Origin of the sequence: Neisseria sicca, from assembly GCF_003044565.1 — a bacterium.
Taxonomy (GTDB): domain Bacteria; phylum Pseudomonadota; class Gammaproteobacteria; order Burkholderiales; family Neisseriaceae; genus Neisseria; species Neisseria sicca_A.
The window spans coordinates 45871-67866 of the sequence record NZ_POXG01000001.1 but is presented as its reverse complement, the minus strand read 5'-3'; the positions used below and the strand labels follow the sequence as shown (position 1 = coordinate 67866).

At 48.5% G+C, this 21996-nt stretch carries 16 protein-coding genes; 5 read left to right on the top strand and 11 right to left on the bottom strand.

The annotated features are described in order from the left end of the window. Positions 1–687: 687 nt before the first annotated feature. The 9 genes from DBZ16_RS00340 to hpnD form a co-directional block, all read right to left on the bottom strand. Positions 688–1554, bottom strand: coding sequence for an ATP-binding protein (locus DBZ16_RS00340; RefSeq protein WP_107812523.1), 867 nt, complete (start codon positions 1552–1554; stop codon positions 688–690). After that, positions 1551–2192 (bottom strand): riboflavin synthase subunit alpha, encoded by a 642-nt coding sequence (locus DBZ16_RS00335; protein ID WP_107812522.1) that lies wholly within the window; start codon positions 2190–2192, stop codon positions 1551–1553. Before DBZ16_RS00335 ends, DBZ16_RS00340 begins: the two co-directional genes overlap by 4 nt. Before the next feature lie 19 nt (positions 2193–2211). Then, the gene (gene trmB / locus DBZ16_RS00330) at positions 2212–2919 is read right to left on the bottom strand and encodes a tRNA (guanosine(46)-N7)-methyltransferase TrmB (RefSeq protein WP_107812521.1); all 708 of its coding nucleotides are present in this window, start codon (positions 2917–2919) and stop codon (positions 2212–2214) included. A gap of 518 nt (positions 2920–3437) precedes the next feature. Next, positions 3438–5225, bottom strand: coding sequence for a dihydrolipoyl dehydrogenase (gene lpdA, locus DBZ16_RS00320; protein ID WP_107812520.1), 1788 nt, complete (start codon positions 5223–5225; stop codon positions 3438–3440). A gap of 87 nt (positions 5226–5312) precedes the next feature. Then, a complete protein-coding gene (aceF, locus tag DBZ16_RS00315; protein ID WP_107812519.1) occupies positions 5313–6926 on the bottom strand; it encodes a dihydrolipoyllysine-residue acetyltransferase in 1614 nt (537 codons plus the stop codon). A gap of 240 nt (positions 6927–7166) precedes the next feature. Beyond that, positions 7167–9830 (bottom strand): pyruvate dehydrogenase (acetyl-transferring), homodimeric type, encoded by a 2664-nt coding sequence (aceE, locus tag DBZ16_RS00305; protein ID WP_107812517.1) that lies wholly within the window; start codon positions 9828–9830, stop codon positions 7167–7169. 432 nt (positions 9831–10262) lie between these two features. Beyond that, positions 10263–11522, bottom strand: coding sequence for an aspartate aminotransferase family protein (locus DBZ16_RS00300; RefSeq protein ID WP_276308296.1), 1260 nt, complete (start codon positions 11520–11522; stop codon positions 10263–10265). Positions 11523–11757: 235 nt separating this feature from the next. Continuing rightward, positions 11758–13101 carry a hydroxysqualene dehydroxylase HpnE gene (gene hpnE / locus DBZ16_RS00295; RefSeq protein WP_107812515.1) on the bottom strand — a complete coding sequence of 448 codons (1344 nt, stop codon included), beginning with the start codon at positions 13099–13101 and terminating at the stop codon, positions 11758–11760. Continuing rightward, positions 13098–13946 carry a presqualene diphosphate synthase HpnD gene (gene hpnD / locus DBZ16_RS00290; protein WP_107812514.1) on the bottom strand — a complete coding sequence of 283 codons (849 nt, stop codon included), beginning with the start codon at positions 13944–13946 and terminating at the stop codon, positions 13098–13100. Before hpnD ends, hpnE begins: the two co-directional genes overlap by 4 nt. A 179-nt stretch (positions 13947–14125) precedes the next feature. On the opposite strand from hpnD, the gene DBZ16_RS00285 reads away from it, so the two are divergent. Continuing rightward, complete coding sequence (locus DBZ16_RS00285) at positions 14126–14986, top strand: tetratricopeptide repeat protein (RefSeq protein WP_107812513.1); 861 nt, start codon at positions 14126–14128, stop codon at positions 14984–14986. Between the two features lie 126 nt (positions 14987–15112). Here the strand turns inward: DBZ16_RS00285 and DBZ16_RS00280 are convergent, their stop codons facing one another. Further along, positions 15113–15550, bottom strand: coding sequence for a DUF4124 domain-containing protein (locus tag DBZ16_RS00280; RefSeq protein WP_107812512.1), 438 nt, complete (start codon positions 15548–15550; stop codon positions 15113–15115). A gap of 196 nt (positions 15551–15746) precedes the next feature. Here DBZ16_RS00280 and guaB point away from each other — a divergent pair, with 196 nt between their 5' ends. Next, positions 15747–17210, top strand: a complete 1464-nt coding sequence (gene guaB, locus DBZ16_RS00275) for an IMP dehydrogenase (protein ID WP_003756759.1) — start codon at positions 15747–15749, stop codon at positions 17208–17210. A 65-nt stretch (positions 17211–17275) separates the two neighbouring features. On the opposite strand, the gene DBZ16_RS00270 is transcribed toward guaB, so the two are convergent. Then, the gene (locus tag DBZ16_RS00270) at positions 17276–18268 is read right to left on the bottom strand and encodes a WG repeat-containing protein (RefSeq protein WP_070512216.1); all 993 of its coding nucleotides are present in this window, start codon (positions 18266–18268) and stop codon (positions 17276–17278) included. A 361-nt stretch (positions 18269–18629) separates the two neighbouring features. Here DBZ16_RS00270 and eno point away from each other — a divergent pair, with 361 nt between their 5' ends. The 3 genes from eno to ttcA all read left to right on the top strand — a co-directional run bounded on the left by eno (position 18630) and on the right by ttcA (position 21548). After that, the gene (eno, locus tag DBZ16_RS00265; RefSeq protein WP_016687921.1) at positions 18630–19916 is read left to right on the top strand and encodes a phosphopyruvate hydratase; all 1287 of its coding nucleotides are present in this window, start codon (positions 18630–18632) and stop codon (positions 19914–19916) included. A 16-nt stretch (positions 19917–19932) separates the two neighbouring features. Then, positions 19933–20211 (top strand): cell division protein FtsB, encoded by a 279-nt coding sequence (gene ftsB, locus DBZ16_RS00260; protein ID WP_003743241.1) that lies wholly within the window; start codon positions 19933–19935, stop codon positions 20209–20211. A gap of 377 nt (positions 20212–20588) precedes the next feature. Next, on the top strand, positions 20589–21548 hold the full coding sequence (gene ttcA, locus DBZ16_RS00255; protein WP_049230729.1) for a tRNA 2-thiocytidine(32) synthetase TtcA: 960 nt from the start codon (positions 20589–20591) through the stop codon (positions 21546–21548). Positions 21549–21996: the final 448 nt, after the last annotated feature.

The following is a 21996-nucleotide window of genomic DNA, read 5'->3' as shown; positions in this document are numbered from 1 at the left end:
TATTGTTTATTTTGTGCTTAACCAGAGAACTGAAAGGACTTATTAACCTCATTCTAAATATTTATAATGGAAATATCAGCAATTATATCTTAGGAATAGTAGAGATTTTATTATATTACTTATTAAGTTTAAGTATTGTTTTTCTATCAAAATACTTAGCATCATTGATAACAAAAAGCCAAACCATTAAATTATTATTATTTATTATAATTTGCTTGCTTTTAGATATAATAGCGTGCTTATTTATATTTAGATTCTTCTTTATAGCCTAATAGTAGCTGTAGATTAGTTCGAGACCCAACAAACACCAAGGTCGTCGAAAACCTTGAACTGCACTTTGTGAGCTCCCAGCCGCCAATTCACAGCCCCAAAGCCCCAGATGAGTTGATGGTGGGCGACTTAATGAAACAGATCGGCGAATATATGGACTACTACAACTAGGAGCGTTGCAGTTTGAAATTGAAAAAGCTGAATCCTGTCGCATACAGAACCCAGTTTGCACAGAGTACCTGAATAGGCTTTTATGTGTGTTCAAGATTTGGGGCGCAGTTCAATTTTCAGGCGACCTTTTGAACTATGGCAATCTAAAGGGATGTCATCGAAAGATAAATGGAAACTGACCGAAAAAGCTTTGCCTTCCCTTACTCTCTCGCAGATTTCAGTGCGGCAGGCATATTTTCAAAAAACTCAATCCAAAATCCGTTGTTCCGGCAAACGTCCTGCCCAATCACACGCAAACTGCCAAGCTGAGCGCCCCGAGCGGCTGCCGCGCATTTGCGCCCATTGCAATGCTGCCTTGTGTGCCGTTTCATCAAAATCCACATCGAAATCATTCAACCAATTTTGAACTGCCTGAAGGTAGTCGTTTTGATCAAACGGATAAAAACTCAACCACAAACCGAAACGGTCGGACAGGGAAATTTTTTCCTCAACGGCTTCTTTTTGATGGATTTCGCCGCGTATGCCCGTTGTCCCGCCGTTTTCATCCATATATTCAGGCATCAGGTGGCGCCGGTTGGAGGTTGCGTACACCAAGACGTTGCTGCATCTTTGCGACAAACCGCCGTCCAATGCGGTTTTCAGGGCTTTGTAGGTTTCATCGCCGGTTTCAAACGATAAATCGTCGCAGAATACGATGAATTTTTCAGGACGGTCTTTCAACAAGGAAAGCAGCGCTGGCAGGCTGACCAAATCGCTCTTATCGACCTCAATCAAGCGCAGCCCTTGTTCGGCATATTCGTGTAACAAGGCTTTGACCAACGAGGATTTACCCGTTCCGCGCGAACCGCTCATCAAAACATTATTCGCAGATCGGCCTGCCAAAAACTGTTCAGTATTGCGTTTCAGTTTTTCGGTTTGCGCCCCGACGGCAGCAAGACGGTCAAGCGGGAATGTATGCGGGTTCGGCAGGCTTTCCAAAATCCCTTTTTTACCGACACTGTGCCAACGGTATGCCAAAGCGTTCCAGTCGGTTTTACCGGGTTCTTCGGGCAACACCAAATCAAGACGGTTCAAAACGGAATAGGCTTTCTGCAAAAAGGCGGCGAGTTTCATATATATCCCTCTTGTCCTGATGTGGCAGGATTTTGCTGCGCCATCACGCGCATCACGGTATCGACAACGGCTTGGGTTTGCGGGTCGATTTCGATATTGATGACGTCGCCCTCTTTCCGACTGCCGAACAAGGTGCGCGTCAAAGTTTCCGGAATCAGATGGACATTGAATTCCGTTTCGGTAACGTCGCCTATGGTTAGGCTGCAACCGTCCAAGCCGACAAAGCCTTTGCTCAAAATATAGGGCTTGAGTTCGGGCGGCAGCGCAAACCATACCGTGCGGTTAAACTCGCTGTGCTCTATCCGAGTAATTCGCGTAGTCGTCATGATATGCCCGCTCATGACGTGTCCGCCGATTTCATCGCCGAAACGGGCGGCACGTTCGAGATTAACCGCATCTCCCGTTTTCAGACGACCCAAATTGGTCTTTTCCAAGGTTTCTTTCATCAAATCAAAGCTGACCGTATCGCCGTTGATTTGGGTAATGGTCAGGCAGCAGCCGTTGTTGGCGACGGATGCGCCGATTTGCAGATGCTCGGTCATCCCATCGGGCAGCTTGACGATATGGGTACGGAAATCGGCGGACGGTTCGCGGATGGCGATGATTTCGCCGACACCTTGGACGATACCTGTAAACATGGAAGATTCTCCAATCGGTTTATTTGATGCGTTTGAAAACCAAATCCCAAACGCCGTGCCCCAAGCGTTTGCCGCGGGCTTCAAATTTCGTTTCGGGACGGTAGTCGGGCGTAGGCGCGTAATCGGCGGCGGTATTTTGCAAATTGTCAAAACCGCTCAACACTTCCAGCATCTGCTGCGCGTATTCTTCCCAGTCGGTCGCCAGATGGATATAGCCGCCGACTCTCAACTTGGGCAGCAGTTTCTGCACAAACGGCGTTTGCACCAAGCGGCGTTTGTTATGGCGTTTTTTGTGCCAAGGGTCGGGAAAGAAAATGTGAATGCCGTCGAGCACGTCGTCTGAAAGCATATTTTCGACCACTTCGACCGCATCGTGCCGCATCACGCGGATATTGCCGATGCGTTCTTCTTCAATCAATTTCAGGATGTTGCCGACGCCGGGACCGTGCACATCAATCGCCAAAAAGTCGGTATCAGGCAGGCGCTTGGCGATTTCCACAGTCGCCACGCCCATACCAAAACCGATTTCCAAAACCTTGGGGCGGTCGCTGCCGAAACGCTGATTCAAGTCCAACACGGAATCTTGGTAATCGATGCCGAACTGCGGCCACATCGTATCAATGGCACGCTGCTGCGCCGCAGTCATATGCCCTTGACGCAACACAAAGCTGCGGATGGAGCGTTTGTGCCCTTCAGGAACGGTGGAATCCAGAGTTATTTCGTTCATAAATCATTTCTTGTATCTGATAAAACTGGGGAAAGGTCGTCTGAAAATCTACAGTATGGTTTCAGACGACCTCTGAATGTATGGGGTCAACCGTCAAACGGTTTGTTTTTATAGTCGATGAATAAGCATGAAACAAGCCACGGACAGTATCAATCCTGCCGAACTCGTTTGTTTGCTGTTTTAAAGCATGACTAAATGGCTGACTTGGAGCTTAGACACGCATTCTTGTTCATTCATTATATAGTGGATTAACTTTAAATCAGGACAAGGCGACGAAGCCGCAGACAGTACAGATAGTACGGAACCGATTCACTTGGTGCTTCAGCACCTTAGAGAATCGTTCTCTTTGAGCTAAGGCGAGGCAACGCCGTACTGGTTTAAAGTTAATCCACTATATCGTTAATGAAATCACTATCACTGACAATATGCTGTTTGACGAAAAGGTCGTCTGAAAAATTCAGACGACCTTTGACTGATAAATGCAGCGTCAGCAGTTTAATTCAACTGACTGAATACACTTATTTTTTCTTTTGAGCAGGCAGGTCGGTACAAGTACCCAGCGCCACTTCGGCGGCCATACCGATGGATTCGCCCAAGGTCGGGTGCGGGTGGATAGTTTTGCCGATATCTGCCGCGTCGCAGCCCATTTCGATTGCCAAGCAAACTTCGCCAATCATATCGCCACCATTCGGACCAACGATACCGCCGCCGATGATGCGGCCGGTTTCGGCATCAAAAATCAGCTTAGTGAAACCATTGTCGCAACCGTTGGCAATCGCACGGCCGGAAGCAGCCCATGGGAAATTGGCTTTGGTGATTTTGCGGCCGGAGGCTTTGGCAGACAACTCGGTTTCGCCAACCCAAGCCACTTCAGGAGAAGTGTAAGCAACGCCCGGAATCACGCGTGCGTCGAAGTAGGCTTTGTGGCCGGCACAGTTTTCAGCGGCAACGTGACCTTCGTGAACGGCTTTGTGTGCCAACATAGGCTGACCGACGATGTCGCCGATGGCGTAGATGTGCGGCACATTGGTACGCATTTGTTTGTCGACTTCGATGAAGCCGCGGTCGGTTACGGCAACACCTGCTTTTTCGGCGCTGATGAGTTTGCCATTAGGCGCACGACCAGCGGCAACCAATACGGCATCGTAGCGTTGCGGCTCTTTCGGCGCGTTCGCACCTTCGAAGGTAACGTAAACGCCGTCTTCTTTCGGCTCGACTGCAACGGTTTTGGTGTTGATCATGATGTTGTCAAAACGATATTCGTTTTGTTTTTGCCATACTTTTACCAAATCGCGGTCTGCACCTTGCATCAGGCCGTCCATCATTTCAACGACGTCAAGACGTGAACCCAGCGTGCTGTAAACCGTACCCATTTCGAGGCCGATGATACCGCCACCGATAATCAGCAGTTTGCCCGGTACTTCTTTCAGAGCCAAAGCGCCGCTGGAATCGATGATGCGCGGATCTTCAGGGATAAACGGCAACTTGGTTACGCGGCTGCCCGCTGCGATGATACAGTTTTTGAACGCAACGATTTTTTTCTCGCCGGTAGGCGTAGCTTGCTCGTACACGTCGCCGGTAGTCAACGACACTTCCAAGTGATGCGGATCCAAGAATTGACCATCGCCTTGGATAACATCCACTTTACGGCCTTTTGCCATGCCTGCCAAACCGGTAGTCAGGCGGGAAACCACGCCTTCTTTATAGCCGCGCAGCATGTCGATATCGAGTTCAGGCTCGGGGTATTTGATGCCGTTGGCAGCCAAGTGGCGCACTTCGTCGATAACGGCAGCGTTGTGCAACAAGGCTTTGGAAGGGATACAACCAACGTTCAAGCAAACGCCGCCCAAGGTTTTGTAACGCTCGACAATGGCAACTTTCAGACCTTCATCAGCTGCGGCAAATGCAGCGGAGTAACCGCCAGGACCGCCACCCAATACGACCACGTCGTACTCAGCATCGGCAGAACCGCCGAATTGCGCCGCTTGCGGTGCAGGAGCAGCAGCTTTGGGGGCTTCTTGCGCAGGGGCAGCAGCAGGTGCTTCGGCTTTAGGAGCGGCAGCCGCGCCTTCGGCTTCAACGACTACAATCAAACCGCCTTCGGAGATTTTGTCGCCGACTTTGACTTTAACTTCTTTGACCACGCCCGCAACTTCGGCAGGCACGTCCATCGTCGCTTTGTCGGTTTCCAAGGTAATCAGGGTATCATCAACGGCGATAGTGTCGCCTACGTTCACTTCAACCGCGATAATATCTACATTTTCGTGTCCGCCAATGTCGGGCACTTTCAATTCAACTAAGCTCATGTCTAATCTTTCTGAATGATATTCGGACTTCTGTTTTCAGACGACCTGTTGGATTGTTTGCCGAAGGTCGTCTGAAATACGCTCGGATTACAGGGTAATACGGCGGAAGTCTTTCAACAGGTTCGCCAGGAATACGGTAAAGCGCATACCGGCGGCACCGTCGATGACGCGGTGGTCGAAGGACAGGCTCAACGGACACATCAGGCGCGGAGCGAACTCTTTACCGTTCCAAACCGGTTTGATTTGGGATTTGCACACACCCAAAATAGCAACTTCAGGTGCGTTCACAATCGGAGTGAAGCCTGTACCGCCGATGCCGCCCAAGCTGGAAATGGTAAAGCAGGCGCCTTGCATTTCTTGCGGTTTGAGCTTGCCTTCGCGGGCTTTCTTAGACAATTCGGTCAGCTCTTGGCTGATTTCTTTCAGACCTTTTTGATCCACGTCTTTGATAACGGGAACAACCAAGCCGTTCGGCGTATCGGCTGCGAAACCGATGTTGAAGTAGTTTTTCAGAACCAGATTGTCGCCGTCCAAAGAAGCGTTGAATTCAGGGAAGGCTTTCAGCGCGGAAACGGAGGCTTTGATGATGAACGCCAATGGAGACAGTTTCACGCCTTCGCGTTCCCATTCTTTGTTCAGCTGTTTGCGGAATTCTTCCAACTCGGTCATGTCCGCTTCTTCGTGAACGGTAACGTGCGGGATGACTACCCAGTTGCGGGACAGGTTTTGACCGGAAATTTTCTTAATGCGGGACAATTCTTTAACTTCGACATTACCGAATTTGGAGAAGTCCACTTTAGGCCACGGCAGCAAGTCCAGACCGCCGCCCAAAGATGCGCCGGCAGCAGCAGGTTTCGCCGCACCGCCTTGCATTACGGATTTTACAAATGCTTTAATGTCGTCGCCCATGATACGGCCTTTCAAGCCGGTACCTTTGACTTGACCCAAATCCACGCCCAATTCGCGCGCCAGTTTGCGTGCGGAAGGACCCGCATGTGCTTTGGCGAAAGCGGCTTCGTCGATTTTGGCAGCGGCAGGTGCAGGAGCGACAACAGGAGCCGGAGCTGCGGCAGGCGCGGCAGCCGGAGCGGGTGCAGCTGCCGGTGCAGCGGTTTGAGCAGGAGCGGGAGCAGCGGCAGAACCGGCGGTTTCCACTTCGATAATGGCAGTACCTTCGGATACTTTGTCGCCGACTTTCAGGAATACGGCTTTAACGACACCGGCAGCAGTACAAGGTACGTCCATGGTCGCTTTGTCGGTTTCCAAAGTAATCAGCGTGTCGTCTTCGGCAACAGTGTCGCCAACTTTGACTTCAACGGCAATTACATCTACATCAGTATGACCACCAATATCAGGAACGGCTACTTGAACGGTTGCGCCGCCTGCGGGAGCGGCAGCGGGTGCAGCGGCTGGTGCAGGTTGTGTCTCAGCCGCAGGAGCCGGAGCGGCTTCAGCTGCGGCGGCACCGGTTTCAACGGTCAGAATCACGCCGCCTTCGGAGATTTTGTCACCGACTTTGACTTTCACTTCTTTGACTACGCCTGCTGCATCGGCAGGTACGTCCATAGTGGCTTTGTCGGTTTCCAGAGTAATCAGGGTGTCGTCAACGGCGATGGTGTCGCCCGCTTTGACTTCTACTGCGATGATATCGACGTTTTCATGACCGCCGATATCAGGTACTTTGATTTCTACGATACTCATTTGAGTTCCTTTGATGATTTCGGTTTGAGGTCGTCTGAAAAACTGTTTCAGACGACATCACTTATGTTTTCCGGCACGGATAACCATTTCCAGAGCAGCTTTTCTGCGCTTCGAAGCTTTTGTACAACTTGCGCCCGCTGCTTGGTAACTCAAGGTCTATCCGTTATGCAAACCGTCAACGTATTCTTGATTCAGACGACCCCGCAAGCAAATTTACTTTGAGGTCGTCTGAAAACAGAATTAACGTTTCCAGCTTGGAGCCACGTCGGCATTGATGCCGTATTTTTCGATGGCTTGCTGAACGGTTTCTTTGCTGACTTTGCCTTGTTCTGCCAATGCGCTCAATGCTGCCACGGCAACGTTGTAGCGGTCCACTTCGAAGAAGCGGCGCAGGTTGGCACGGCTGTCGGAGCGGCCGAAACCATCGGTACCCAAGACATGGTAGTCGTTCGGGATGTACGCGCGGATACGGTCGGCATAGCTGCGGATATAGTCAGTAGCGGCGATAACCGGACCGTCATGACCTTGCAGTTGTGAAGTAACGAAAGGCACTTTTTCAGCTTCCAGCGGATGCAGGCGGTTGAAACGTTCTGCTTCGATGGCATCGCGGTGCAACAGGTTGAAGGACGGGCAAGACCAAATGTCTGCTTCTACGCCGAAGTCAGCTTTCAACAATTCGGCACCGGCAATCACTTCTTGCAGGATGGTACCAGAGCCCATCAGTTGAACTTTCTTGTCGCCTTTGCCACCGGCTTTCAGCAAGTACATACCTTTCAGGATGTCTTGTTCCACACCTTCAGGCATATCCGGATGAGCGTAGTTCTCGTTCATCAGGGTGATGTAGTAGAACACGTCTTCGTTGTTGGCATACATACGGCGCAGACCGTCTTGTACGATAACGGCTACTTCATATTGGAAGGTCGGATCGTAAGAAACACAGTTCGGGATCAAATCAGCTTGAACGTGGCTGTGGCCGTCTTCGTGTTGCAGACCCTCACCGTTCAGCGTCGTACGGCCGGCAGTACCGCCCAGCAGGAAGCCGCGTGCGTGCATATCGCCGGCAGCCCATGCCAAGTCACCAATACGTTGGAAACCGAACATAGAGTAGTAAATGTAGAACGGAATCATCGCAAAGTCGCTGTTGGCGTAGCTGGTTGCAGCTGCGATCCAGTCAGCCATTGCGCCTGGTTCGTTAATACCTTCTTGCAAGATTTGACCGTCAACGGATTCTTTGTAGAACATCAGTTGGTCTTTGTCTTGCGGGGTGTATTGTTGACCTTTCGGGTTCCAAATACCGTATTGACGGAACATGCCTTCCATACCGAAGGTACGGCTTTCGTCGGGAACGATAGGTACGACGCGTTTGCCGATTTTTTTGTCTTTCAACAGAGTAGACAGAATGCGGACAAATGCCATAGTGGTAGAGAATTCACGATCACCGCTGGATTTCAGTTGAGCATCGAATGCGGACAACTCAGGCACTTCCAATACCTCTTTTGTCGGATGACGTTGAGGCAGGTAACCGCCCAAGGCTTCGCGGCGGGCGTGCAGGTATTTGTACTCTTCGCTGTCGGGAGCGAAAGTCAGGTAAGGCAGATCGCCGCTGTCGATTTGCTCGTCGGTAACAGGAATGTCAAAGCGGTCTCGGAATTGTTTCAGAGATGCTTTGTCCATTTTTTTGGCTTGGTGGGCAACGTTTTGACCTTCGCCGGATGCACCCATACCATAACCTTTAATGGTTTTCGCCAAAATTACGGTAGGTTTGCCATCTGCATGGTTAGCTGCGAGATCATAAGCATTGTACACTTTTTGAGGGTCGTGACCGCCGCGGTTCAATGCCCAGATTTGTTCATCTGTCATATCGGCAACCAATGCTTTCAATTCAGGCGTATTGAAGAAGTGTTCACGAACGTACGCGCCATCTTTGGATTTGTAAGTTTGGTAGTCGCCGTCCAAACATTCTTCCATGCGTTTGCGCAGGATACCGTCTTTGTCTTTTGCCAAGAGGCGGTCCCAACGGCGACCCCAGATGACTTTAACAACATTCCAGCCGGCACCGGCGAAGTTGCCTTCCAATTCTTGGATGATTTTGCCGTTACCGCGAACAGGACCGTCCAAGCGTTGCAGGTTACAGTTGATGACGAAAATCAGGTTGTCCAAACCTTCGCGTGCAGCAAGGGCGATGGCGCCTTGTGATTCAGGTTCGTCCATTTCGCCGTCGCCGCAGAATACCCATACTTTACGGCCTTTGGTTTTTGCCAAACCGCGGGATTCCAAGTATTTCAGGAAACGGGCTTGATAAATCGCCATAATCGGACCCAAACCCATGGATACAGTCGGGAACTGCCAGAAGTCAGGCAGCAAGTGCGGGTGCGGGTAAGAAGGCAGACCTTTTCCGTCCACTTCTTGGCGGAAATTGTCCAGCTGGTCTTCAGTCAGACGGCCTTCAACGAAAGCACGGGCGTAGATGCCTGGAGAAATGTGGCCTTGGAAGAATACCAAATCCCCTTCTTCACCTTCGCCCTTAGCTTTCCAGAAGTGGTTGAAGCCCACTTCGTACATGGTTGCTGAAGATTGGAAAGATGCGATATGACCACCCAGCTCCAAATCTTTTTTACCGGCGCGCAATACGATGGCGGCGGCGTTCCAGCGCACAAATGCGCGGATGCGGTGTTCGATGTTTTGGTCGCCCGGAATACCTTTTTCGTCTTCAACCGAAACGGTATTCAAATACGGAGTGGTTGTGCCGTGAGGCATACGAACGCCTTTGTCGCGGCTGTATTTAACCAGATGTTCCAACAGATATTGCGCGCGTTCGCTGCCTTCGTATTCGAGAACTGAGCTTAACGCATCCAACCACTCTTGGGTTTCAATCGGGTCAACATCGTGTAATTGGGTGGACATAGTATCTATCCTTATGTTGAGTGTTATTCAATGACGGAGGGTTATACCCCTAATGCTTTCGTTTGCGAAAATTGATGTACAAAAACGAAAATTCCTAAAATCAAATCAAACGTAAAACCACAATTACCCTAATATTATCAATCAATTAAAAACATAATTGAAAACAATGGGCGCAATGAGTCATTTATTTGAATTTATTTCGCTGCAAATCGTATCAGTAATTGGAATAACTGGCAAATTGCAATTTATAACATCGGTTTTATTCTGAACAATTGATATATGGATTTGATTGATTTTTGCTCGAATTTAAATAAAAACGAAAATTTATCATTAAATTATTTTCTAAAAACAACAAATAAGCACATTATCCATTGCCAACCGAATAGAAATACCTCATCAAATTTGTTAACAGTTAAATAAAATCAATTAGTTTCAGACGAGCCATTCTGTCAATGCAGCTTCTAAGCGTTTCAGACCTTCCGCCATATCTTCATCATTTAACAGTAGGCTGGGAGCGAAGCGCACGACGTCGACTCCGGCAACCAATACCATCAAGCCATGTTTCAATGCAGCGGCGGTAATTTCTGAAGCGCGGCCTTTGTATTTGTCCGCCAGCACGCAGCCGATGAGCAGCCCCATACCGCGTACTTCTTTAAACACGCCGGTTTTTTCGCCCAATTCCCGCAAGGTCGTCTGAAATTTTTGTCCTTGTTTTTCAACATGTGCCAAGGTTTCAGGTGCATTAATAATGTCGAACGCGCGACTGCCGACAGCACACGCCATCGGATTGCCGCCGAACGTAGAACCGTGCGTCCCCGACCCGAAGGTCGGAGCGATTTTGTCAGTGGTCAGAATCGCGCCGATGGGGAAGCCGCCACCTAATGCTTTGGCGGAACTGAGAATATCGGGCGTAATGCCGTAATGTTCGTAGGCGAACAGTTTACCCGTATGCCCCATACCGGTTTGCACTTCGTCTAAAATCAGCAATGCGCCGTGTTCGTCGCACAAACGGCGCGCAGCTTGCAGATATTCCTGCGTGGCAGGCAGGATGCCGCTTTCGCCTTGAATCGGCTCAATGATTACGGCGCAAGTGTTTTCGTTGATGGCAGCTTCCAATGCGGCAATATCATTGAACGGAACGTGGGTGATGCCTTGCGGCAGCGGCGCGTAGTCTTTGCTGTATTTGGGCTGACCGCCGACCGAGACGGTAAACAGCGTACGGCCGTGGAAGCTGTTGAGGCAGGAGATGATTTCGGTTTTCTGTCCGCCAAAATGATCGCGCCCGTATTTTCGTGCCAGTTTCAGCGCGGCTTCGTTGGCTTCCGCGCCGGAATTACAGAAAAACACTTTGTCGGCGAATGTATGCTCTACCAGCTTTTGCGCCAATTCCTGCGCGGGCTTGGTCGTGTAAATATTAGAAATGTGCCACAATTTTTGCGACTGCTCTGCCAGCGCGGCAACCAAATCGGGATGACAGTGTCCCAACGCATTGACCGCGATACCGCCCGACAAGTCGATATATTCACGACCTTCGATATCCCAGACACGGCTGCCGAGGGCGCGTTCGGGAATCATGGGGGCAAATGAAAAATTGGGGGTCAGGTAGTTTTGCATTCGGTTTCCTTTGCAGTTTAAGTCTGATGTATAGTCAATGAATGGCGTTGTTTCGTATGGTTTCGCCTGACATGGCATGAGACATTTCCTATCCAGATTGTTTTTGAACCGAAGACAACAACGCCGTTGCAGAGATTGAGTCAATTCGTCGATTATGCGCCGATTAAGACAATGTGTCATCCGCAGCCGGACCCAAATGTTTAGATCATGCAACCACCATCAACAAAGGTCGTCTGAAAACACAGATTTAATCTGCCAAACGTTTTCAGACGACCTTTTTGCGTAACATTCACGACAAATTTTAATTGGCCAATCAAAGTAAGGACTGTGCATCTCCATCCTTTGGTTTCAAATTGATTTCTGCCAAACATCTTTCCGCCGCCGCCAAACCCGACTGCACCGCAGCTTCCAACGTAGCCGGATAGCGCGGATGCAGGTAGTCGCCTGCGGGATAGATATTCCGCTGGTGCAGCCAAGCAAAATCGGGAGGTGCGGTATCTGGCGTACAGGCTGTGGTCGCGCGTTTTTCGGTAATAACGCGGACGGCTTCGGGTTCGTCCAAATAAGTGCAGATCCGTTTTACGTCGGCATGGACTTTCTCCGCCCATTCTTGGCTTTTGAACGCGCCAACATGATCGGAAACGCTGATGACGGCAGCGACTTCGTTTGTCGGCAAACCGAGTGCGCCGCGATACACCAGCCATTGAGCCGTACCATCGGCAAATCCGGTCAGCGGCGCGGGCAGATGGACGGGAACGGCATAGCGAAGATAGACGGTGGTGATTGAGTGGTATTGGAGATTTTGATAGGTCGTCTGAATATAGTCCGGAGTATCTTCAGGAAAAAGATGGACGGCATGATACGGCGCAGTCGCAACAATAACGGCATCAAAAGCCTCATCATTCACAACAACGCGTCCGTCAGGAAGGTTTTTCAGACGACCTACTCGGGTTTCAAGAAAGATGTCCGCCCCGAATTGCTTGAGTTTTGCCAACGCAGGCTCGGCGATAATTGCACCTAAATCGCGCTTGGGTAAAAGGTAGTCGCTACCGGATTTATCCGCCCATACGCCGTCGGACAAAACATTGCATAATACCCGCAAACTTGCGTGTTCCAACGGCGTATTGAGCGTGCCCCACACCAGCGGCTGCCAAAACTCTGCAACCAGCCTGCGTGGAACATTGTGCTGCCGCAGCCATTGAGCAACAGCCAAATCAGCGTGCTTGCCGCGTGCGTAACGCTGCAACGCCCCCATATCGGATAACAACCTGATTTTCAGCGAAAACGAAATATTTTTAGCACGCAATATGCCGGTCAAAATATGCAGCGGCGAAGGAAGATTGGTACCTTGAAACTGCAAACCTTCATACATATGCCATTGCAGGGGCAAACGGCAGAACGCGGCTTCAGGGTCGGCACCGATGTGTTCCATCAGCGCCAATACGCCGCGATACGCGCCGAGCAAAATATGCTGCCCATTGTCCAAAAAACTGAATCCGTCGGTATTTCCAGCCAAAGTACGCGCCCTACCACCAGCCTGCCGACCGGCTTCAAACACAGTAACATCGGCACGGCGCGCTAACGATATTGCGGCAGACAAACCTGCCCAACCTGCGCCGACGACGGCAATTTTCGGGCGAAGATGCGGAGTATTCATGGCTTAAATCCGAATAACCAGGTTTTCAGGGCAATACGCTTTTTTCGTGGCGAAGGAATGGCAATTTTATAAGTCAAGACGTTTTGCGCGCCGTCGAGATCGATTTCGTTCAGCAGCGCGTAATAAATCGCCGCCATCACCAACCCGACTTTTTGGGATTTTTTATCGGCGGCGGGCAAGAGCGACATCGCCTCGCGATAAGTCTCGCGGGCGCGTGAAACTTGAAAACGCATCAGTTTGGCAAAGTTATCCGTCGGCTTACATTGCATGATCACGCTTGCAGGTACGTCAAACCGCCGCATTTCCTCCATCGGCAGGTAAATCCGACCGTTTCTCGCATCCTCGCCAACATCACGAATAATGTTCGTCAGTTGCAGCGCAAGGCCCATCTTATCGGCGTATTCCAGCGTTCGGTCGTCTGAAAAACCCAAAATCCGCGCAATCAGGCAGCCGACGACGCCTGCGACGCGGTGGCAATACAGTTTCAACTCTTCAAAACTACCGTAACGCGCCTGAACCAAATCCATCTGCATTCCGTCGATTAAGGCTTCCAATTCATATTTCGGCAGCTTGAAGGTTTCCTTTATCTGCCTCAAAGCCTGATTGACCGGATGCTCCGGCATCACGCCGCCGAATACCTTGTCCAAATCGCCGCGCCACCAGTTCAACGTTGCCTGCGCCACATTCGGATCGGAACAATCATCGACCACATCGTCCAATTCGCGGCAAAAAGCATACAAAACCGTTATCGCATCCCGCTTTTCCTGCGGCAGGAAACGGAAGCCCGATAAAAAACTGGAGCGGCTTTCTTCTGCCTTCTGACGGCAATAATCAAGTCCTTGCACGGCGTGTCCTAAAAATATGGTTATGAAGGACGATTTTATCGGGATTTGGGGAATTGTGGCAATTTCAGACGACCTTTCATCCCTATATTGTTCAAATCGTCCATATTTGATTTACTTCATTTTTAAGACAAGTTAATATAGATAATCGACTCTCCTAATACCAATTATATTTTATAGTCATGAACATTACGTCTAAAACACTTATCCTAACCATCCTGCTTTCCATCTCAGGAATGCAGGCTTATGCGGCAAAACCACATTACACCCCACGTCACAATGTCTCTCAAAATAATGAAAACCAAGCCTTCCGATTGATGCAAGAAATGGCGAAACAGGGAGATACCCGTTCTCAACTTGACTTAGGCACTATGTACGCAAAAGGCATCGGTACGACACAGGATTACGAGCAGGCAAAATACTGGTTTGAAAAAGCAGCACACAGCGACAACGCCGAAGCACAATTCAATCTTGGAATCGTTTATTACGAAGGTGAAGGAACGGCACAAGACTATCGTCAAGCCAAATTTTGGTGGGAAAAGGCAGCCGAACAAGGCAATGCAGCAGCAGCGTTTAATTTAGGTATTCTGCACTATGCCGGTATAGGCATCCCACAAGATTATATACAGGCAAAAACTTGGTTTCACAAAGCAGCGGACCAAGGAGAAGACAGCGCACAATTTTACTTGGGTTTGATGTATTACTCGGGTGAAGGTGTAGCTCAAGACTATAAGCTTGCCAAGTCATGGTTTGAAAAAGCTGCCAAGAAAGGTAATGCTAAAGCGCAATATAATTTAGGCATCATGTTTGCCGAGGGACAAGGCGTTACCCAAAATTATCCCAAAGCGAAATATTGGTATAACAAAGCAGCAGAACAAGGGAACGCGAATGCTCAAAACAACTTGGGCGTTTTATACGAAAACGGACAAGGGGTAACCCAAAATGTTACCCAAGCAAAATCTTGGTTTGAAAAAGCCGCCGCCCAAGGCAATACGCTTGCACAACACGCCTTGGAATACATGACGCAGCAAAATCACAACTGAACCCGATATTTTGCCAATACACCATTACCGATAGATTAACCCTGTCCATTGAACAGCCATACTAGAGAAAGCTAAAAAATAAGGCATACGGTTACAACCATATGCCTTATTTTTCTTTTGATACAATCAATTGCAATATTTATTAATATCACCCTGATATTGCTTAATCAAATCATCACGATTGGCTGTACGCGCACTTTCCGCAAACTGACGGTTTACACGGGCAATCCGACAATTGTCTTCCTTATTTTGGCGGTTTGCTTCTTCAACCTTCTTATTCTGCTCCTCAACCTGCTTATTCTGCGCCAAAATTTTCTCGTTCAGCTTGGCTTGCTGTTCTGACAGTGTCCCTTCTTGGGCATTTTCTGGTTTGGCAACCGCAGGCGTCACATTACGAGTGCGAATATTCACAATATTCGAACGTTCCGGCTGCAAGCGGTTAGGGGTATCGGAGTAGCTGGTGCTGCCACTGCCGCTTTTCCATGTATAAACGTTATTTCCGGCCACTGCTCCGGCAGCATACAAAACGCCCACCAAAAATAAGGATAAAGATGATTTTTTCATATTGTTTTCATCGTAAACGTGTTTTCAGACGACCCTATTCTACTTGATTTTCAAAAATATGTCATATTAATTCAAAAATATGCGTTGCAATGGTGTCGTAAAAAAATAATCTCAAATTGCAAACAATCCGCTGTCAACAAATCTTAGCGGGTGTTATAATGCCGTGCATCTTGCACAAACTGAAAGACTGAGCATCATGCGTATCGTAGAAAAAGCCTATACTTTCGACGATGTTTTGTTGGTTCCTGCACATTCAACCGTGCTGCCACGAGACGTTAAACTTCAAACCAAGCTCACCCGCGAAATCACGCTCAACCTCCCCTTACTTTCCGCCGCGATGGACACCGTTACCGAAGCACGCCTCGCCATTTCCATGGCGCAGGAAGGTGGTATCGGCATTATCCATAAAAACATGACGCCCGAAATGCAGGCGCGTGCCGTTTCCAAAGTGAAACGCCATGAAAGCGGCGTGGTAAAAGACCCGGTAACGGTTGCCCCGACGACGCTCATCCGCGAAGTATTGGAAATGCGCGCGCAACGCAAACGCAAAATGTCCGGCCTGCCCGTCGTTGAAAACGGCAAAGTAGTAGGTATCGTTACCAACCGCGACCTGCGTTTTGAAAACCGCCTCGACCTGCCCGTTTCCGCCATCATGACCCCGCGCGAACGTTTGGTTACTGTCCCCGAAGGCACAAGCATCGACGAAGCGCGCGAACTGATGCACGAACATAAAGTTGAGCGCGTTTTGGTCTTGAACGAAAAAGACGAGCTTAAAGGCTTGATTACCGTAAAAGATATTTTGAAAACCACCGAGTTTCCAAACGCCAACAAAGACTCCGAAGGCCGTTTGCGTGTAGGCGCGGCAGTCGGCACTGGCGGTGACACTGAAGAGCGCGTAAAAGCATTGGTTGGAGCAGGAGTCGATGTCATCGTCGTCGATACTGCACATGGTCATAGCCAAGGCGTTATCGAACGCGTGAAATGGGTGAAAGAAACCTATCCGCACATTCAAGTCATCGGCGGTAATATCGCAACCGCCAAAGCCGCTTTGGATTTGGTCGCAGCAGGTGCAGATGCCGTCAAAGTCGGTATCGGTCCGGGTTCGATTTGCACCACCCGTATCGTTGCAGGCGTAGGCGTGCCGCAACTGACCGCCATTCACAATGTTGCCGAAGCCCTCAAAGGCACAGGCGTTCCACTGATTGCCGACGGCGGCATCCGCTTCTCCGGCGACATCGCCAAAGCCTTGGCAGCGGGCGCATACAGCGTCATGCTCGGCGGTATGTTTGCCGGTACGGAAGAAGCACCGGGCGAAATCGAACTCTACCAAGGCCGCTCGTACAAATCCTACCGCGGCATGGGTTCTCTGGGTGCAATGAGCCAAGGCTCCGCCGACCGCTACTTCCAAGACAAAACCGACAGCACCGACAAATACGTCCCCGAAGGTATCGAAGGCCGTGTTCCCTACAAAGGCCCGATTGTGAACATCATTCACCAACTGACCGGCGGTCTGCGTTCCAGCATGGGCTATTTGGGCTGCGCCAATATCGCAGAAATGCACGAGAAAGCGGAATTTGTAGAAATCACCTCTGCGGGCATGAGCGAATCACATGTTCACGACGTTCAGATTACTAAAGAAGCACCAAACTATCACCGCTGAGATCAAGTGAACAAAGGTCGTCTGAAAGTTTCAGACGACCTTAATTGCATCACATTCAAAAATTGTTATTCCACTTCAACTGGCTTGCCTTGCTTATCAATATAAAAAAATTCATCCTCACTATAATCTTCGTCTTTAAATATATTTTTCATATTAACAAGAGCCACACCATTTTGGAAATTATTGAAAGTACCAAATTTGAACGGTATGATTACTTTGCCGGTTCTATCTAAATAGCCGAATTTGCCGTTTAATTCTGCACCAATCAAACCTTCACTTAATGAACCTAGATACGTATATTTAAAAGGGATAACTACCTTTCCCTTTTTATCGATATAACCGTATTTATCATTTTGTGAAACCCTTGCCATACCATCCTCAAAATTATAAGCACTTTTATATCGCGCAGGAATTACCCACTGATTTCTTTTATCGATATAACCCCATTTATCAAGAATCTTAACAGCAGCTAAGCCTTCATTAAAATAAAAAGCTTCTTCATATTTTGGTGGAATAACCATCTCACCTTTTGTATTGATATAGCCATATTTATTTGTATCAACAGTAGCGACCGCAGCGAGTCCTTCACTGAATGGATCGGCTTTAACATATTGAAATGGGATGACAACTTTACCCTTTTTATCGATAAAGCCCCATTTGCCTTTTTGTTTGACAGGGGCAATGCCTTGTGAAAAATCACCAGGCATGTATTCGAATTTTAAAGGAATAACTTCTTTACCACTGGCATTGATATAACCGCATAAAATTTGATCTGATTTTCCTACGGTTTTACATACTGCTGCCAATCCTTCAGAAAAATCATAGGCATCATAATACTTAAGTGGAACAACAACCTTCCCTTGTCGATTAACAAAGCCATGCAAAAAAGGGTTCTTCTTGTTACCCGGCTTCACAACCCTAGACAAGCCTTCTTCATTAAGACAAAAAACCGTGCTGTAACCTTCTCTACCGGTCAATTTTGGTGCTTCGCAGGTATCAGCCAGTGCAATAGGCATATACACTGATGCAATGAAAGCGCCTAAAAATATTTTCTTCATACGGTAACCTTTTTAAAAATGATGTCTGAATTTTATAAAAAACCATATGACCTGTCCATATTCAAAAACAATTAGCTTACTTAAGATATTTTCAGACGACCTTTCCACCTAAAACAAAGCATTTGCAGCAAGCCTCCCTGCCCTAAAATCTCAAAAACTGTTAAAATGCGGGGCTGTTTAGGCGTATCTGGCTTTTTGTGCAAACTGATGTTGACGTGAAACAAACTTACAGTCGGTTTCATCGCGATTCTGGTATCGCTATCGTTATAATCGGTATTGATATGTTTTCAGCGGCGATCATAGGTCGTCTGAAATGTAACAAAGCTACTTTTTCTTTTTTATCCTCATTTGGAGAATATTCATGAGCGCAATCGTTGATATTTTTGCTCGCGAGATTTTGGATTCACGCGGCAACCCTACCGTAGAATGCGATGTATTGCTGGAGTCCGGCGTAATGGGCCGTGCCGCTGTACCGAGCGGTGCATCTACCGGTCAAAAAGAAGCTTTGGAACTTCGTGACGGCGACAAATCCCGTTACTTGGGTAAAGGCGTATTGAAAGCAGTCGAACACGTCAACAACCAAATTGCCCAAGCCCTGATCGGTATCGACGCTAACGAACAATCCTACATCGACAAAATCATGATCGAGCTGGACGGCACTGAAAACAAAGGCAATTTGGGTGCGAACGCTACTTTGGCGGTTTCTATGGCTGTTGCCCGCGCAGCTGCCGAAGATTCAGGCCTGCCGCTTTACCGTTACTTAGGCGGTGCCGGTCCTATGGCTTTGCCTGTTCCGATGATGAACGTTATCAACGGTGGCGAACATGCCAATAACAGCTTGAACATTCAAGAATTTATGATTATGCCTGTCGGCGCGAAATCTTTCCGCGAAGCCCTGCGCTGCGGTGCCGAAATTTTCCACGCGCTGAAAAAACTGTGCGACGGTAAAGGTTTCCCGACTACTGTCGGCGATGAAGGCGGTTTCGCACCTAACCTGAACAGCCACAAAGAAGCCCTGCAACTGATGGTTGAAGCAACCGAGGCCGCCGGCTACAAAGCGGGCGATGACGTATTGTTTGCTTTGGACTGCGCATCCAGCGAGTTCTACAAAGACGGCAAATACCACTTGGAAGCCGAAGGCCGTTCTTACACCAGCGCAGAATTTGCCGAATACCTTGAAGGCCTGGTTAACGAATTCCCGATTATCTCCATCGAAGACGGTATGGATGAAAACGACTGGGAAGGCTGGAAACTCCTTACCGAAAAACTCGGCAGCAAAGTACAACTGGTCGGCGACGACTTGTTCGTAACCAATCCGAAAATCCTTGCCCAAGGCATCGAAAAAGGCGTGGCAAACGCATTGCTGGTCAAAGTCAACCAAATCGGTACTTTGAGCGAAACCTTGCAAGCGGTTGACTTGGCAAAACGCAGCCGTTACGCCAGCGTAATGAGCCACCGTTCCGGCGAAACCGAAGACAGTACCATCGCCGACTTGGCAGTCGCTACCAACTGTATGCAGATCAAAACCGGTTCATTGAGCCGCTCCGACCGCATGGCGAAATACAACCAACTGCTGCGCATCGAGGAAGAATTGGCAGAAGCTGCCTACTACCCCGGCAAAGCCGCATTCTATCAACTGGGCAAATAAGAAAAGGTATTGATGTATGAAGTGGGTAACTGTTGTTTTATCCATCGCACTCGCTTACTGCCAATACAGCCTTTGGTTCGGAAAAGGCAGTATCGGGCATACGGAAGAATTGCAGGAACAACTTTCCGTGCAGGAGGAGAAAAACCAGACGCTCACTTTGCGCAACCAGTTCCTTGCTGCGGAAGTCGATGATTTGGCGAACGGTCAAGAAGCGATTTCTGAAATTGCCCGTGTGGAATTGGGTTACGTCCAAGACGGCGAAACCTATTACCGTTTTATCGAACGCAGCCGTTAATTGCCCTGATGGGAATAAAAGGTCGTCTGAAAAAGAGTGATTCCCAAATTTTAGGTCTCTATAAATAACTTTCAGACGTTTCGTACAAGCAGGCTTCTGTGTGCCACAGAAGCCGGCTTCTCTCATTCAAAAACGGCATCGTACTCATTGTCATCATCCTCCTGCTTTATCAATTCATCCACCCTATCCTGATACAAACATCCCACTCTCAACACAATAGAAAAAACCTTCCTAGATACAAATCTTTCTCTTGAGAAAAATATTGTGCTTCAAATCTAAATCCGCCCCCTATTCTTTTTCTAATATGCAGTTTCCAAACGCTTTTTGCGGTACAATACCGCCCTTAAATTTTTCCTTATTTCAAAGCACAAACCGCCATGTCCAAAAAAACCAAACAAGAATTAGAGAACAACAAACTCAACAAACGCCTGCGCCATGCCGTCGGCGATGCGATTAACGATTTCAACATGATAGAGCCGGGCGACAAAATCATGGTCTGCCTCTCCGGTGGCAAAGACAGCTACGCCCTCTTAGACATCCTGCGCCAACTCCAAGCCAGTGCGCCGATTGATTTTGAGCTGGTTGCCGTCAATCTCGACCAAAAACAGCCGGGCTTCCCCGAAGAAGTATTACCGACCTATCTTGAAAGCATAGGTGTACCGTATAAAATCGTCGAAGAAGATACCTACTCCACCGTCAAACGCGTGTTGGACGAAGGCAAAACGACTTGTTCGCTGTGCAGCCGCCTGCGCCGCGGCATCCTCTACCGCACCGCAAAAGAATTGGGCTGCACCAAAATCGCCTTGGGACACCACCGCGACGACATCCTCGCCACCATGTTCCTGAATATGTTTTACGGCGGCAAACTCAAAGCCATGCCGCCTAAATTGGTGAGCGACAACGGCGAACACATCGTCATCCGCCCGCTGGCGTATGTGAAAGAAAAAGATTTAATTAAATACGCCGAACTGAAGCAGTTCCCAATCATCCCGTGCAACCTCTGCGGCTCTCAGCCCAACCTGCAACGCCAAGTCATCGGCGATATGCTGCGAGATTGGGACAAACGTTTCCCCGGCCGCATTGAATCGATGTTCTCCGCCCTACAAAACGTCGTTCCTTCCCATCTTGCCGACCCCGAACTTTTCGATTTCGTCGGTTTGGAGCGCGGTCAAACCTTGAAACACGGCGGCGACTTGGCATTTGACAGCGAAAAAATGCCCGAACGCTACTCCGACGGCAGCGAAGAAGACGAGAGTGAAATCAAAATCACCCCGTCCAAACCTGAACGTAAAGTTATCAATATTCTGGCGAATAAGCCGAAAACTTGCGGTTTATAGCAGAATTTGTATTTTCAGATGACCTTTGAGACACCCCCAAGGTCGTCTGAATTTTTATATCTAAAATTCAACGTATTCGCTCGTTTGCATCAACCTAACCGTTTTCTAGAAATTTAGCATTATTCTTTCTTTTCCTGACAAGACATACAGAAACAATCCCAGTATATTTTTGCAATTGCTTTTGCTGTGAAACTACATAAAGCACAATTCGTTACAGATAACGACAAAAGGTCGTCTGAAAACCGATTTTCAGACGACCTTTTCGTTTTTCACTCATCAACATCAGAATACTATTAAATATCATTTCTTATTTTAAATTAATAAACAAAACAATAATATAATTTATTATATCTTTCCCAGTATTTTATTCCCCAATACAATCAACATCGTACCAAAAAAAGAAAAAATCTTTTAATGTCAAATAGATAGCGTTATTTATTTTCCCCAG

Excerpts from the sequence above, each read along its gene's own strand:
- DBZ16_RS00340 (WP_107812523.1), bottom strand. The coding sequence starts at position 1,554 with ATGAAACTCGCCGCCTTTTTGCAGAAAGCCTATTCCGTTTTGAACCGT.
- ttcA (WP_049230729.1), top strand. The coding sequence starts at position 20,589 with ATGTCCAAAAAAACCAAACAAGAATTAGAGAACAACAAACTCAACAAA.
- aceE (WP_107812517.1), bottom strand. The coding sequence starts at position 9,830 with ATGTCCACCCAATTACACGATGTTGACCCGATTGAAACCCAAGAGTGG.
- guaB (WP_003756759.1), top strand. The coding sequence starts at position 15,747 with ATGCGTATCGTAGAAAAAGCCTATACTTTCGACGATGTTTTGTTGGTT.
- DBZ16_RS00280 (WP_107812512.1), bottom strand. The coding sequence starts at position 15,550 with ATGAAAAAATCATCTTTATCCTTATTTTTGGTGGGCGTTTTGTATGCT.
- trmB (WP_107812521.1), bottom strand. The coding sequence starts at position 2,919 with ATGAACGAAATAACTCTGGATTCCACCGTTCCTGAAGGGCACAAACGC.
- DBZ16_RS00285 (WP_107812513.1), top strand. The coding sequence starts at position 14,126 with ATGAACATTACGTCTAAAACACTTATCCTAACCATCCTGCTTTCCATC.
- eno (WP_016687921.1), top strand. The coding sequence starts at position 18,630 with ATGAGCGCAATCGTTGATATTTTTGCTCGCGAGATTTTGGATTCACGC.
- ftsB (WP_003743241.1), top strand. The coding sequence starts at position 19,933 with ATGAAGTGGGTAACTGTTGTTTTATCCATCGCACTCGCTTACTGCCAA.
- DBZ16_RS00335 (WP_107812522.1), bottom strand. The coding sequence starts at position 2,192 with ATGTTTACAGGTATCGTCCAAGGTGTCGGCGAAATCATCGCCATCCGC.
- DBZ16_RS00300 (WP_276308296.1), bottom strand. The coding sequence starts at position 11,522 with ATGCCATGTCAGGCGAAACCATACGAAACAACGCCATTCATTGACTAT.
- hpnE (WP_107812515.1), bottom strand. The coding sequence starts at position 13,101 with ATGAATACTCCGCATCTTCGCCCGAAAATTGCCGTCGTCGGCGCAGGT.
- lpdA (WP_107812520.1), bottom strand. The coding sequence starts at position 5,225 with ATGAGCTTAGTTGAATTGAAAGTGCCCGACATTGGCGGACACGAAAAT.
- DBZ16_RS00270 (WP_070512216.1), bottom strand. The coding sequence starts at position 18,268 with ATGAAGAAAATATTTTTAGGCGCTTTCATTGCATCAGTGTATATGCCT.
- aceF (WP_107812519.1), bottom strand. The coding sequence starts at position 6,926 with ATGAGTATCGTAGAAATCAAAGTACCTGATATCGGCGGTCATGAAAAC.